This window comes from Streptomyces sp. NPDC088116 (genome assembly GCF_044741745.1).
Lineage (GTDB): Bacteria > Actinomycetota > Actinomycetes > Streptomycetales > Streptomycetaceae > Streptomyces.
Window position 1 is genome coordinate 390,643 of sequence record NZ_JBIUTF010000005.1, and the last position, 14,291, is coordinate 404,933.

Consider the following 14,291-nt stretch of genomic DNA (forward strand, 5'->3'; position numbering starts at 1 on the left):
CTCTTGACGCGGGACGGTCCTGCGTTTGTCAGAGGGACCCCCCCATGAAGATCCGAAAGCCGGTACGACATAATGCTTGTGAATGTGAACGCGTTCACAAGCGTGTCCCGGTTCCGGCCCTTACGTGCGGGGCGAAAGGGGCAAACTGCCGTCTGATCGCGGCGATGCAAGGAGAAAGGAGAAGCGACGTGGAGCTCGCACTGGCGCCGGAGACCCTGGCGCGCTGGCAGTTCGGCATCACCACCGTCTACCACTTCCTCTTCGTCCCCCTGACGATCTCGCTCGCCGCGATCACGGCGGGACTGGAGACCGCCTGGGTCCGTACGGAGAATCCCAAGTACCTCAAGGCGACCAAGTTCTGGGGCAAGCTGTTCCTGATCAACATCGCGATGGGTGTCGTCACCGGCATCGTCCAGGAGTTCCAGTTCGGGATGAACTGGTCCGACTACTCGCGGTTCGTCGGTGACGTCTTCGGCGCCCCGCTCGCCTTCGAGGCGCTCATCGCCTTCTTCTTCGAGTCCACCTTCATCGGACTGTGGATCTTCGGCTGGGACAAGCTCCCGAAGAAGATCCACCTGGCCTGCATGTGGATGGTCTCGATCGGCACGATCCTCTCGGCGTACTTCATCCTGGCGGCCAACTCCTGGATGCAGCACCCGGTCGGCTACCGGATCAACAAGGAATCGGGGCGGGCCGAGCTCACCGACTTCTGGAAGGTGCTCACCCAGGACACCGCGCTCACCCAGTTCTTCCACACCCTCACGGCTGCTTTCCTGGTCGGCGGCGCCTTCATGGTCGGAATCGCGGCCTTCCACCTGGCCCGCAAGAAGCACATCCCGGTGATGCGGACCTCGCTGCGTCTCGGCCTGATCACCGTCGTGATCGCCGGAATGTTCACCGCGATCAGCGGCGACACCCTCGGCAAGGTCATGTTCAAGCAGCAGCCGATGAAGATGGCCGCCGCCGAGGCTCTCTGGGAGGGCGAGGCGCCCGCTCCGTTCTCCGTGTTCGCCTACGGGGACGTCGAGAAGGGGCGCAACGATGTCGCCATCGAGATCCCCGGGCTGCTCTCCTTCCTCGCCAACAACGACTTCACCTCGCACGTCCCCGGCATCAACGACGTCAACAAGGCCGAACAGGAGAAGTACGGCCCCGGCGACTACCGGCCCAACATCCCCGTCGCCTACTGGGGCTTCCGCTGGATGATCGGGTTCGGAATGGCGTCCTTCGCCATCGGCCTGCTCGGTCTCTGGCTGACCCGTAAGAGGTTCCTGCTGCCACCCGCGCTGCGGACGGGGGAGGACGAAGTGCCGAATCTGGTGCTCTTCCGCAACAAGGCGCTCAGTCCGAAGTTCGCCAAGTGGTACTGGATCACCGCCCTCTGGACGCTGCTCTTCCCGCTGATCGCCAACTCCTGGGGCTGGATCTTCACCGAGACGGGACGCCAGCCCTGGGTCGTGTACGGAGTGCTGCGTACGTCCGACGCGGTCTCCCCCGGCGTCTCCCAGGTCGAAGTGCTCATCTCGATGATCGTCTTCACCCTGCTGTACGCGGTTCTCGCGGTCATCGAGGTCAAGCTGATGGTGAAGTACGTCAAGGCCGGGCCGCCCGATCTCACGGACGACGACCTCAACCCGCCCACCAAGATCGGCGGCGACCACACGGACGCCGACCGGCCGATGGCCTTCTCGTACTGAGGAGTTGAGGAGCTATGGAACTCCACGACGTCTGGTTCGTCCTGATCGCCGTTCTCTGGATCGGCTACTTCTTCCTCGAAGGCTTCGACTTCGGCATCGGGGTCCTGACCAAGCTGCTGGCCCGCGACCGCAAGGAGCGGCGGGTCCTCATCAACACCATCGGGCCCGTCTGGGACGGCAACGAGGTCTGGCTGCTGAGCGCCGTGGGTGGCACCTTCGCCGCCTTCCCCGACTGGTACGCCACGCTCTTCTCGGGCTTCTACCTGCCGACGCTGCTCATCCTGATCTGTCTGATCCTGCGCGGTGTCGCCTTCGAGTACCGGGCCAAGCGGGCCGAGGAGAAGTGGCAGCGCAACTGGGAGCACACGATCTTCTGGACCTCGCTGATTCCCGCCGTGCTGTGGGGGGTCGTGTTCGGCAACATCGTCCACGGCATGAAGATCGACGCGCACAAGGAGTTCGTCGGGAACCTCGGGGATCTGTTCAGCCCGTACGCGATTCTGGGCGGGCTGGTGACCCTGACCCTCTTCACCTTCCACGGTGCGGTGTTCGCCGCGCTCAAGACGGTGGGGGACATCCGGGACCGGGCGAGGAGGCTCGCGCTCGTCCTGGGGGCGGTCACCGCCGTCGTGACGCTCGGCTTCCTGCTCTGGACCCAGGCCGACATTGGTGACGGCAAGAGCCTTGTCGCGATGATCGTCGCCATGGCCGCGCTGGTCGTCGCGATCGGGGCCATCGCGGCGGGGCGCGAGGGCTGGTCGTTCGCGTTCTCCGGGGTGACGATCGTGGCCGCCGTCTCGATGCTCTTCCTGACGCTGTTCCCGAACGTCCTGCCGTCCTCGCTGAACGAGACGTGGAGCCTCACGGTCACGAACGCCTCGTCCAGTCCGTACACCCTGAAGATCATGACCTGGTGCGCGGGGATCGCGACGCCGGTCGTGCTGCTCTACCAGGGCTGGACGTACTGGGTGTTCCGTAAGCGGATCGGTACCCAGCACATCGCCGGCGCGTAGCGGATACGCCGTAGGAGTAGGTGTTTCACGTGAAACCAATCAACCCGCGTCTGCTCCGGTACGCACGGGCCACCCGTTTCTTCCTGGCAGCCGTGGTGGTTCTGGGGCTGGCCGGTGCGGGGCTGGTCGTCGCCCAGGCGATGCTGATCGCCGAGGTGGTGGTGGGCGCCTTCCAGCATGGATCCGACGGCTCCGGTCTGCGCACTCCGCTGCTTCTGCTGGTGGCGGTCGCCGTCGGGCGCGGTCTGGTCTCCTGGCTGACCGAGCTGGCGGCCCATCGGGCCGGAGCCGCCGTCAAGTCCGAACTGCGCGGCCGGCTGCTGGACCGCGCGGCCGAACTGGGGCCCGGTTGGCTGACCGGACAGCGCACCGGCTCGCTGGTCGCGCTCGCCACGCGCGGCGTCGACGCCCTGGACGACTACTTCTCGCGTTATCTGCCGCAGTTGGGGCTCGCGGTGGTGGTACCGGTCGCGGTCCTGGCGCGGATCGTCACCGAGGACTGGGTCTCGGCGGCCGTCATCGTGGTGACCCTGCCGCTGATTCCGATGTTCATGGTGCTCATCGGCTGGGCCACCCAGTCCCGGATGGACCGTCAGTGGCGGCTGCTGTCCCGGCTGTCGGGCCACTTCCTGGATGTGGTCGCCGGACTGCCGACCCTCAAGGTGTTCGGCCGGGCCAAGGCGCAGGCCGAGTCGATCCGTACGATCACCTCGGAGTACCGGCAGGCCACCCTGCGTACGCTGCGGATCGCCTTCCTGTCGTCATTCGCGCTGGAACTGCTCTCGACGCTGTCGGTCGCGCTGGTCGCGGTCGGCATCGGCATGCGGCTCGTCCATGGCGACCTCGATCTGTACACCGGCCTGGTGGTGCTGATCCTGGCGCCCGAGGCGTATCTGCCGATCAGGCAGGTGGGGGCGCAGTACCACGCGGCGGCCGAGGGACTCTCGGCCGCCGAGGAGATCTTCACGGTCCTGGAGACGGAGCCTTCGGCGGGGGGTACGGGAGAGGTCCCCGAGGCGCTGCGGCTGGAGCTGGACGGTGTGACGGTCCGCCATCACGGGCGTACGGAACCCTCGCTGGACGCGGCCACACTGACCGTGGAGCCGGGGGAGACGGTCGCCCTGGTCGGTCCGAGCGGCATCGGGAAGACCACGCTGCTCAATGTGCTGCTCGGGTTCGCCGTACCCGACGAGGGCCACGTCCGGGTGGACGGCCGGGAGCTGTCGTCCCTCGACCTGGACCGCTGGCGGGAACGGATCGCATGGGTCCCGCAGCAGCCGCACGTCTTCGCGGGGACGATCGCGGAGAACGTACGCCTGGCCCGGCCGGACGCGGACGACACGGAGGTACGGGAGGCGCTGCGGAACGCGGGGGCGGACGCCTTCGTGGCGGCGCTCCCCCAGGGCCTGGAGACCGTACTTGGCGAGGACGGGGCTGGGCTCTCGGCCGGTCAGCGCCAACGGCTCGCGCTGGCACGGGCGTTTCTCGCCGACCGGCCGCTGCTGCTGCTGGACGAGCCCACGGCGGCGCTCGACGGGGAGACCGAAGCGGGCATCGTGGACGCGGTACGCCGGCTGACGGCGGGCCGTACGGTGCTGCTGGTTGTCCACCGGCCGGCGCTGCTCGCGCTGGCGGACCGGGTGATCCCGCTGGCAGCGCGGCCCGCCGGGGAAGCCGGCTTCGGTGAGGGGGCGGCAGCGCTTCGGAGCGTGGAGGCGGGCCTGGTCACGGGGACCGCCGCGGCCATGGGGTCCGCTGCCGCCGAACCCGCCGTACGTATCACCTTCGACGCGGCCGACGGGTCCGCCGCGTCGTCCCGGGATCCGCTCGCCCGGATGCGGGCCGCTGCCGGGACGCTCCGCGGCCGCTTCGCGCTCGCCCTGCTCCTCGGGAGTTGCGCCCTCGGTTCCGCGGTCGGGCTCATGGCGGTGTCCGGCTGGCTCATCTCGCGCGCTTCCGAGCAGCCGCCCGTTCTCTACCTGATGGTCGCGGTCACGGCGACCCGCGCCTTCGGGATCGGCCGGGCCGTCTTCCGGTACGCCGAGCGGCTCGTGTCGCACGACGCGGTGCTCAGGATGCTCGCCGACCTCAGGGTCTCCGTCTACCGGCGGCTGGAGCGCATCGCGCCCGCCGGGCTGCGCACGGCCCGGCGCGGGGATCTGCTGTCCCGGCTCGTCGCCGATGTGGACGAGCTCCAGGACTACTGGCTCCGGTGGCTGCTCCCGGTCGGCACCGCCCTGCTCGTCGGTGCGGGCGCCGTCGGATTCACCGCGTGGCTGCTGCCGGAGACGGGTGCCGTACTGGCCGTCGGGCTGCTCGTCGCCGGTGTGGGCGTGCCGCTCCTGAGCGGCGCCACCGCGCGCCGAGCGGAGAGGCAACTGGCCCCGGCACGCGGACTGCTGGCCACCCGGGTCACCGATCTGCTCAGGGGCACCGCGGAGTTGACCGTCGCGGGCGCGCTCAAGCGGCGTATGCGCCAGGTGCGCGAGGCCGACGGGACGCTGACGGCCATCGCGTCGCGGGGCGCCACCGCCCTCGGGCTCGGCGCCGGACTCTCCGCCCTGGCCTGCGGGCTGACCGTGGCAGCGGCCTCGGTCGTGGGGGTCCGGGCCGTACACGACGGACGGCTCGCGGGCGTCGAGCTGGCCGTGATCGTACTGACCCCGCTCGCCGCGTTCGAGGCGGTCACCGGACTGCCGCTCGCCGTGCGCTACCGGCAGCGGTCCAGGCGGGGAGCGGAGCGGGTGTGCGAGGTACTGGACGCCCCCGTGCCCGTACACGAGCCGGAGTGGCCCGCCTCCGTGCCCGTATCGCCGTTCCCGCTGGAGGTGCGGGGGCTGTCCGCGCGGTACGCGGGGCAGCGGCGGGACGCGGTCGGCGGCCTCGACCTGACGCTGACCGCCGGGAGGCGCGTCGCCGTCGTCGGACCCTCGGGTTCGGGCAAGAGCACGCTCGCCCAGGTGCTGCTGCGCTTCCTGGACGTGCGTGAGGGGACGTACGGCCTCGGCGGTACGGACGCGGCCACCCTCGACGGGGACACCGTCCGGCGCTTCGTCGGGCTGTGCGCCCAGGACGCGCACCTCTTCGACAGTTCCGTACGGGAGAACCTCCGGCTCGCCCGTACGGACGCGACCGAGGACGAACTGCGCGACGCCCTGCGGCGGGCCCGGCTGCTCGACTGGGTCGACGCCCTGCCCGCGGGCCTCGACACGCTGGTCGGCGAGTACGGCGCCCAGCTGTCCGGCGGACAGAGGCAGCGGCTCGCGCTGGCCCGCGCGCTGCTGGCCGACTTCCCCGTGCTGGTCCTGGACGAGCCCGCGGAACATCTGGACCTGGCCACGGCGGACGCGCTGACGGCCGACCTGCTGGCGGCGACCGAGGGGCGGACGACGCTGCTCATCACGCACCGGCTTCAGGGGCTCGACACGGTAGACGAGGTGATCGTGCTGGACGGAGGCCGTTGCGTACAGCGCGGCTCGTACGCCGAACTGGCCGCCGACGAGGGGCCACTGCGGCGGATGCTGGAGCGGGAGCGCGCCGGTGATCTGCTCGACGCACGGGCCGGAGCCGGGACCGGTCCGTGGGGTGGCGCGTAGACCTGGGCAAGGGGCGCCACCGGCACGCGGGGTGGCGCACAGGCCCGGCAACGGGCGGCACTCGGGCGATGCCGGGACAGACGCGGAAGCCGGCACCCGGCGTGGTGTACAGAAGTCAACTTTCCCTATCAAATGGGACTTACTAGGCTCAGGTCATGGAAGCGCCCGAATCCATGGACCCCCTCGAGGCCGCCGCCCGCGCGGCCGGCAGCCTCGAGGGCCTGTCCGCCGAAACCACCGCGCGCGTGCCACAACTCCTGGAAGCGATGTGTTCCGTCGGCGAGGGCCAGGGGCTGCACGCCACCCTCGACCGGATCTGCGGGACCGCGGCCGAACTCGTCGGCGCCCGGTACGCCGCGATCGGTGTCGTCGACGAGACCGGAGAGGGTCTCTCCGACTTTGTGACGTACGGAGTCGACGAGGACGTGGCCCGGCGGATCGGGCACAGGCCGGACGGGCGCAGCGGACTCCTCGGTGCCCTGATCCGGCGTCCGGGGCCGATCCGGCTCGCCGATCTGACGGCCGATCCGCGCGCTGCCGGATTCCCCCCGGGCCATCCGCCGATGAAGACGTTCGTCGGTGTCCCCATCCGCGTACGGGACGAGGTCTTCGGCAATCTCTATCTGGCCGAGAAGTCGGGCGGTGCCGAATTCAGCGGCGCCGACCTGCACATGGTGCGCGTGCTCGCCACCGAGGCCGGGATCGCCGTCAGCAATGCCCGGCTGTCCGAGGCGGCCCGGCAGCGTGAGCGGTGGATCGACGGCTCGGTGGCCGTCACCACCGCGCTGCTCTCCAGCGGCGACGCCGACGACGCCCTCGCCGTCGTCGCGGAGCAGGCCTGCCGGCTGTCGGATTCCGCCGTGGGCGTGGTGCTGCTGCGGACGGCGGACGGCAGTCTCGAGGTCGTGGCCGTCTCTCCCGACCACCCCACCGTCCGGCTCGGTTACCTCTTCCCGGCCCGGAGCCCGGTCACCGCGGCCCTGCTGGCCGGCGAATCCGTCTTCGTGGACGACGCGGCCACCGATCCGCGGCTGGCGTCGAGACTGACCGCCGGTTTCGGTCCGATCATGCTGCTGCCGTTGCGTACCGACGGCCGGGTGCTCGGCGCGCTCGTCATGCCTCGCGACCGGGGCGCTCGCCGATTCGGTGAGACGGAACGAGGTCTGGCCGGCCGGTTCGCCTCCCAGGCGGCGCTGGCACTGATGATGGCCGAGGCTCAGCGCGACCGGGAGCGGCTGGCCGTCCTGGAGGACCGCGACCGGATCGCCCGCGATCTCCACGACCTTGTCATCCAGCGGCTGTTCGCCACCGGGATGACGCTGGCGAGCGCCCAGCGCGGGCCCGTCGCCCCCGAGGTGCACCGGGGCATCGACAAGGCGGTCGACGAACTGGACGTGACGATTCAGGAGATCCGTACGGCCATCTTCGCGTTGCAGCGGGGACCGGCCGAGGCACCGTCAGGGGTGCGTACCCGCGTCCTGCGGGAGATCACCATGGCGGCCGTGCCCCTGGGCTTCCGGCCCGCCCACCGCTTTGTGGGACAGATCGACGACGCGGTCGGTGAACTCGCCGGGAGGAATCTGATCGCCGCGCTCCGTGAGGCTCTCTCCAACGCGTTCCGGCACGCGCACGCGACCCGGGTCGAGGTCGTCGTCGACGCCACCGCACGGCTGCCCGACGGCAGGGGCGCGGTCCGGCTGACGGTCGTGGACGACGGTGTGGGCATCCCGATGGGCGGGAGGCGCAGCGGGCTGCGCAATCTGCGGCGGCGGGCCGAGTCGCTGGGCGGTTCGAGCACATGCGAGACGGGGCTCGGAGAGGCCGGTACGACGGTGATCTGGGAGGCGCCGCTGTGACCGGAAGGGCGCGACATGACAGGCAACGGCACGGGCGGGAGTGGTGCTACAGCCCCGCCAGGATCTGTTCGATGACGACCGCGACGCCGTCCTCGTTGTTGGCGGCCGTCCGTCCGGAGGCGGTCGCCAGCACGTCCGGGTGCGCGTTTCCCATCGCGTACGACGTCCCGGCCCAGGTCAGCATCTCCAGGTCGTTCGGCATGTCTCCGAAGGCGACGACCTCGTCGGAGGAGATGCCGCGCTCGGCGCAGCAGAGTGCGAGCGTGCTCGCCTTGCTCACGCCCAGAGCGCTTATCTCCAGCAGCGCGGTCGGGCTGGAGCGGGTGATGGAGACGCGGTCGCCCGCCGCCGTACGGGCCAGCGCGAGGAAGCCGTCGGGGGTCAGGTCGGGGTGGTGCGCGAGCAGCTTGACCATGGGGGCGGCGGCGTTCGGGTCCGTCTCGTGGAGGAGCTTCTCCGCGGTGGCGACGGTGGCGCCCGGGTCCTGGTGGAAGGGCGGATACGCCGGTTCGTAGTGGATACCGGTGGTCAGTTCGATCGCGAAGGCCGTTCCCGGGGCGGCGTCCCGGAGGTTGCGCACGACGTCCAGGGCGGTCTCGCGAGGCAGGGGGCGGACCTTCAACAACTCCCCGCCGGCGCGCAGATCGACGACCGCGGCGCCGTTGGCACAGATCGCCAGGCCGTGGCCGTGCACATGGTCGCTGACGACGTCCATCCAGCGGGCCGGGCGGCCGGTGACGAAGAAGACCTCGATGCCCGCCTTCTCGGCGGCGGCGAGCGCGGCGATCGTACGTTCCGAGACGGACTTGTCGTCGTGCAGCAGGGTGCCGTCCAGATCGGTGGCGATCAGCCGGGGCCGGGCGGGGAGAGGGGAGTCGCTAGGCGGGGTCACGGGGTCATTCTCGCGTACCGACGTGCACGGTCGGGCGGAGGGGCGCACATCTGAGAGGTGCGGGACGGCGCTGTCACGGGTGCGGGGGCTCGTTACGGTCCGCCGGGGGCCGTACTCGGACCCGCACGGTCCTCCGAGGCCGTACCGGGACCGGTCCTCTGCGTGGGCGGGGCTCAGCGGGGGCTCAAGAGGGACACCTCCGACGCGACGAACCCGCATAGGGTCGGACCATGCGTCTGAGTACTGTGATCCTTCCTGTCCGTCGCTGGCACGACGGTGGCCGCGACGAGTGGCAGCGCGCCGAGCTGCTCGGTTTCCACACCGCCTACACGTACGACCATCTCTCCTGGCGGACCTTCCGCGACGGCCCGTGGTTCGGGGCGGTCCCCACGCTGACGGCCGCGGCCGCCGCCACCTCGCGCATCCGCCTCGGCACGCTGGTGACCTCGCCGAACTTCCGGCATCCGGTGACGCTCGCCAAGGAACTGATCTCGCTGGACGATGTCTCCGGTGGGCGCGTCACGCTGGGCATCGGCGCGGGCGGTACGGGCTTCGACGCCACGGCGCTGGGCCAGGAGGCCTGGACACCGAGGGAGCGGGCCGACCGGTTCGCGGAGTTCGTGGAGCTGCTCGACCGGCTGCTGACCGAGGATTCGGTGACGTACGACGGGACTTTCTACTCGGCGGCCGAGGCTCGTGACATCCCGGGGTGCGTGCAGCGGCCCCGGCTGCCCTTCGCGGTCGCGGCCACCGGTCCGCGCGGCCTGAAGCTGGCCGCCGGTCATGGCCGGGCCTGGGTGACGACGGGTGACCCGAAGCTGTTCGAGTCGGGTACGCCGGAGCAGTCCCGTGCGGCCATCCGCGGGCAGATCGAGCGGCTCGGCAAGGCCTGTGCGGAGATCGGGAGGGACGTCTCGGACATCGAGAAGATCCTGCTCACCGGCTTCACTCCGGACCGCAGTGGACCGATGGAGTCCCTCGACGCGTTCGTGGACTTCGCGGGCAGGCACTTCGAGCTGGGGATCACCGAGATCGCGGTGCACGCGCCGATCCCCGACTCGGATTTCGCCGCCGATCAGCGGGTCTTCGAGAGGATCGCGACGGAGGCACCGGCGCAGCTCCGGACGTAGTCCGTCGTAGGCGACCGTCGGTTTGAAGTGGTTGTGGTTCATAGGTTTGATCCACAGCCAACTCCGTTTATCCACAGGCGATTTGACGATTCTGTGGATAACGAGCCTGTTCTTTTGGCCTGTTTGGTCAATATGGCTTCTTTGTCTGTGTGTTGTGGTGAGGCTGTCCACGGTCCTTGCCTGAAGCTCTCGTTCTGTCGCGGCGGCGACAAAGGCCGCGATGTCGCCGCCGGCTCCGGTCGCCTGGTCTCCGCTCGCCTGGTCTCCGGTCCCGGCACGTTCACCGCCCCTGTCCCCGAGCCGCGCGGCCCGCTGCGTCCGCGGACCCACTCGCCGCCGCACGGGCCGCCGGGGAGTGCGCCAGATACTCGACGGCCCGGCGCAGCGAGCCCTCCCGCGAAGGGTGGTACGACCACCGGAAGTAGCCGGGTATCGCCGCGCCCAGGTCACGCCAGGCGGGCAGCAGGCCTTTGGCGACAGCCCTGTTGTGCTCACGCAGGGAGTAGCGTGTCCGGCCGGCGAGCCGGGGGTCGTGCCGGATCAGGTGGGCGGCGCCCCGGGACCACATCCACACCAGCACGGGCACGGCGACGCACATGGTCCCGATCCGGCGGGCGTAGCGCAGCGGATCCGAGCCGCCGCAGTGCTGGTACATGTCGAACGCCACGGCCCGGTGCTCCACCTCTTCCGCGCCGTGCCAGCGCAGCAGGTCGAGCATGACCTCGTCCGCACCCGCCCGGTCCAGCGCCTCCGCACGCAGCACCCAGTCGCCGAGGACGGCCGTGAACTGCTCGATCGCGGCGATGAACGCCAGCCGGTACAGCAACCACCTCCTGGCCGGCAGGGGGATGCCCCACGGCGGCTTCTCGCCGAGCAGCCGCTCGAAGAGGAAGTCCACGCGCCGCGTGTACGGCTCGGTGTCCAGCTTCTGCTCCGCCAGGTGGTCCAGTACGGAGGAGTGCTGCACGCCGTGAGTGGCCTCCTGCCCCATGAACCCCTTGACGTCCCTCAGCAGGTCCGGGTCCGTGATCAGCGGCAGGCCCTCCTTGAAGACCCTCACGAACCACCGCTCGCCCGCGGGCAGCAGCAGGTGCAGCACATTGAGGACATGAGTGGCGGTGGGCTCGTCCGGTATCCAGTGCAGGGGTGTCTCGTGCCAGTCGAACGAGACCCGGCGCGGCACGATCGCGTACCGCCCCACCCGCCGATCCCTGTCCCCGGCGCTCACAGAGGAGGCTCCACCCGGGCGATCGCGCGCAGCGCCCTGGGCGCGATGCTGGACAGCAGCCGCGCACCGCGGGCCTCCGGGGTGACGGGCACCACGGCCTGGTTGCGCACGACAGCGCGCAGCACCGCGTCGGCGACCTTCTCGGGCGGATAGTCGCGCAGCCCGTACAGCCGGGATGTCTTCTTCCTGAGCCGCTCCTCGTCCTCGGCGGAGACACCGGCGAAGCGGGCCGTGGAGGTGATGCCGGTGTTGACGATGCCGGGGCAGATCGCGGACACCCCGATGCCCCGGCCCGCCAACTCGGCCCGCAGGCATTCGCTGAGCATCAGCACCGCCGCCTTGGACGTGCTGTACGCGGGCAGCAGCCTGGACGGCTGAAAGGCCGCGGCGGAGGCGGTGTTGACGATATGGCCGCCCTGGCCGCGCTCAGCCATCTGCTTGCCGAAGAGCCGGCAGCCGTGGATGACACCCCACAGATTGACGTCCAGGACCTGCTTCCAGTCGTCGGCGGTGGTGTCGAGGAACGCTCCCGACAGCCCGATGCCCGCGTTGTTGACCAGGACGTCGACCGTGCCGTACTCCGACGCGACCTTCTCGGCGAGCTTCTCCATCGCCCGTCCGTCCCCGACGTCGGTCCGCTCGCTCCAGGCCTCCGGGGCGCCGATCAGCCGGGCCAGTTCCGCGGTCCTGGCAGCCCCCTCCGCGTCCCGGTCGACCGCCACGATCCGGGCGCCCGCCTCGGCGAACGCGAAGGCGGTGGCACGGCCGATGCCGGAGGCCGCGCCCGTGACCAGGACGAGCTGTCCGCCGAACCGCTCGGCGTACGGGCCGCTCGGCCCCGGAACCCCGACATCCCTGACGGGGTCCGCGCCCTCCTCGTGGGCCGTGACGAAATCGCTGATCCAGGAGGCCAGCTGGTCGGGGCGGGTCCGCGGGATCCAGTGCTTGGCGGACAGCGAGCGACGTACCAGCCCCGGTGCCCACTCCTCCAGACCGTCGTAGAGCCGCTCCGACAGGAAGGCGTCCTCGGTCGGCGTGATCAGCTGGACGGGTGCGTGCGCGTAGGCGTCGGTACGGGGCCCGCGCAGCCGGGCGCGGACATTGTCCCGGTAGAGCCAGGCCCCGTGCGCCGCGTCCCTCGGCAGGGAGGACGTCGGATACGCCCCGCCGGGGATCTTCTCCAACCGCCGGAGGATCTTCGGCCACTGCTTGCCGAGGGGGCCACGCCAGGCCAGCTCGGGCAGCACGGGCGTATGCAGCAGGTAGACGTACCAGGACTTGGCGCCCTGCCCGAGGAGCTGGCCCGCCCGGCGCGGAGTGGGGCGCCCCGCCCGTCGCCTGATCCAGAGCCCCAGGTGATCGAGGGACGGCCCCGACATCGAGGTGAACGAGGCGATCCGGCCCTCGGTCCGCGCCACCGTGACGAACTCCCAGGACTGTACGGAACCCCAGTCGTGGCCGACCAGATGCACCGGCCGGTCCGGGCTCACCGCGTCGGCGACGGCCAGGAAATCGTCCGTGAGTTTCTCCAGCGTGAAGCCGCCGCGCAGCGGCTCCGGCGCCGTCGACCCGCCGTGTCCCCGTACGTCGTACAGCACCACGTGGAAACGCTCGGCGAGCCGTCCCGCGACCTCCGACCAGACCTCCTTGCTGTCCGGATAGCCGTGCACGAACAGCACGGTCGGCCGCGCCGGATCGCCCAGCTCGGCGACGCACAGCTCGATTCCGCCCGTCCGCACCCAGCGCTCCCGCGCCCCCGCCGGCCCGGGGCCCGTACCACCGTCCCCACGGCCACCCGTGCGCCCGCCCGCGTGCCCACCGGAGCTTTCGCCCGCACATCCACTCGTACTCATACGGCGGCCTCCGTCCAGCGCCGCACATGCGGCAGATCGTCATCCAGCCAGAACGCGCTCTGTTCCGGGTCCCGGGAGTCCGTGACCACGAGAATCTCCTCGAACTTCACGCCGATGCCCCGGAATCCGAGGTGAGGCTCGACCGCCCACAGCCCCGGCGCGGGCGGATGGTCGGAGAATCCGTACGGGCTCCACAGAGGCGACCAGCCGTCGCGGTGACCGCGCACAGCGTCGCTCGCCAGCCCCTTGAGCGACTGTGTGCCGAAGCCGAACACACGCGGCGACCAGCGACGCTCCTTCACACGGTCGACCTTGTGGGCGATGACGCCGAACGGATACGCCCGATGCCGGTTGGCGTACCCCTGCCGGACCATCAGCCGGTCCACGTCCTGGTAGATCTCCCGGAGCGAGCGCCGCTCGCGCACCTCGCGCAGGATCAACTCGCGATGCGCCTGGAGGTCGGCGAGAAGCCTGCCGTGCACGGGCGGGGGATGCGGGCCGAGACAGCCCGAATATCCGACATCGGCCGTAAAGCCGCGGTGCACCGGCGCCAGGTCGAGGATGAACGGCATGCCCGCTTCCAGCCTGCGACCGGTGGGGAAGAACTGGAGCGGTATCCGGAAGTCGGTGAAGGCCGTACGGTCCCCGAACCACGCGAAGGGCAGGTGGAACCAGTCGCGCACACCCCGGGCGCGCAGCCACTCGCGCTGCATCCGCGCCGCTTCGCGCTCGGTCACCCCCGGCCTCAGCCGCGCGGCGACCGCCTCCGCGCACGCGTACGCCAGGCGCTGCACCTCCCTGAACCCGCGCAACTCCGCGGTCAGTCCGTCTGCCACCGCCGCGCCCCCCATCTCTGCCCCGCGCCCCGTCTCCGCCTCGCGTCCTGCCACTGTCTCGCCTTCCGTCACCGCTCAAGAGCTGTCCCGCAATCCTCCCGAATACGTTCCGTGTCCGTCCTGTGACTCCGATGAATGTGACAATGCCCGCCAAGCCGCGTCAAGGGCCGGGTGTTACCTGTGGATAACC

9 protein-coding genes are annotated in these 14,291 nt (G+C 70.5%); 5 read left to right on the forward strand and 4 right to left on the reverse strand.

What is annotated here, in order from left to right; translation table 11 throughout:
• Nucleotides 1–188: 188 nt before the first annotated feature.
• From ACIOJD_RS22290 to ACIOJD_RS22305, 4 genes are all read left to right on the forward strand, one after another.
• Nucleotides 189–1,697: a cytochrome ubiquinol oxidase subunit I gene (locus ACIOJD_RS22290; protein WP_401916329.1), complete on the forward strand. Its 1,509-nt coding sequence runs from the start codon at nucleotides 189–191 to the stop codon at nucleotides 1,695–1,697.
• Nucleotides 1,698–1,711: 14 nt separating this feature from the next.
• Nucleotides 1,712–2,710: a cytochrome d ubiquinol oxidase subunit II gene (cydB, locus tag ACIOJD_RS22295; RefSeq protein WP_401916330.1), complete on the forward strand. Its 999-nt coding sequence runs from the start codon at nucleotides 1,712–1,714 to the stop codon at nucleotides 2,708–2,710.
• Between the two features lie 29 nt (nucleotides 2,711–2,739).
• On the forward strand, nucleotides 2,740–6,306 hold the full coding sequence (cydD, locus tag ACIOJD_RS22300; RefSeq protein ID WP_401916333.1) for a thiol reductant ABC exporter subunit CydD: 3,567 nt from the start codon (nucleotides 2,740–2,742) through the stop codon (nucleotides 6,304–6,306).
• Between the two features lie 155 nt (nucleotides 6,307–6,461).
• A complete protein-coding gene (locus ACIOJD_RS22305; RefSeq protein ID WP_401916336.1) occupies nucleotides 6,462–8,162 on the forward strand; it encodes a GAF domain-containing sensor histidine kinase in 1,701 nt (566 codons plus the stop codon).
• A gap of 46 nt (nucleotides 8,163–8,208) precedes the next feature.
• Here the strand turns inward: ACIOJD_RS22305 and ACIOJD_RS22310 are convergent, their stop codons facing one another.
• Nucleotides 8,209–9,054: a Cof-type HAD-IIB family hydrolase gene (locus ACIOJD_RS22310; RefSeq protein WP_401916338.1), complete on the reverse strand. Its 846-nt coding sequence runs from the start codon at nucleotides 9,052–9,054 to the stop codon at nucleotides 8,209–8,211.
• 230 nt (nucleotides 9,055–9,284) lie between these two features.
• On the opposite strand from ACIOJD_RS22310, the gene ACIOJD_RS22315 reads away from it, so the two are divergent.
• On the forward strand, nucleotides 9,285–10,184 hold the full coding sequence (locus ACIOJD_RS22315) for an LLM class flavin-dependent oxidoreductase (protein WP_401916340.1): 900 nt from the start codon (nucleotides 9,285–9,287) through the stop codon (nucleotides 10,182–10,184).
• Nucleotides 10,185–10,464: 280 nt separating this feature from the next.
• Here ACIOJD_RS22315 and ACIOJD_RS22320 read toward each other — a convergent pair whose 3' ends face one another.
• The 3 genes from ACIOJD_RS22320 to ACIOJD_RS22330 are packed head-to-tail and all read right to left on the reverse strand — an operon-like array spanning nucleotide 10,465 to nucleotide 14,116.
• Nucleotides 10,465–11,412: a metal-dependent hydrolase gene (locus ACIOJD_RS22320; RefSeq protein ID WP_401916343.1), complete on the reverse strand. Its 948-nt coding sequence runs from the start codon at nucleotides 11,410–11,412 to the stop codon at nucleotides 10,465–10,467.
• Nucleotides 11,409–13,265 carry an SDR family oxidoreductase gene (locus ACIOJD_RS22325; RefSeq protein WP_401916346.1) on the reverse strand — a complete coding sequence of 619 codons (1,857 nt, stop codon included), beginning with the start codon at nucleotides 13,263–13,265 and terminating at the stop codon, nucleotides 11,409–11,411. The genes ACIOJD_RS22320 and ACIOJD_RS22325 overlap by 4 nt, the downstream gene beginning before the upstream one ends.
• On the reverse strand, nucleotides 13,262–14,116 hold the full coding sequence (locus ACIOJD_RS22330; RefSeq protein ID WP_401917106.1) for a M24 family metallopeptidase: 855 nt from the start codon (nucleotides 14,114–14,116) through the stop codon (nucleotides 13,262–13,264). Before ACIOJD_RS22330 ends, ACIOJD_RS22325 begins: the two co-directional genes overlap by 4 nt.
• Nucleotides 14,117–14,291 lie beyond the last annotated feature (175 nt).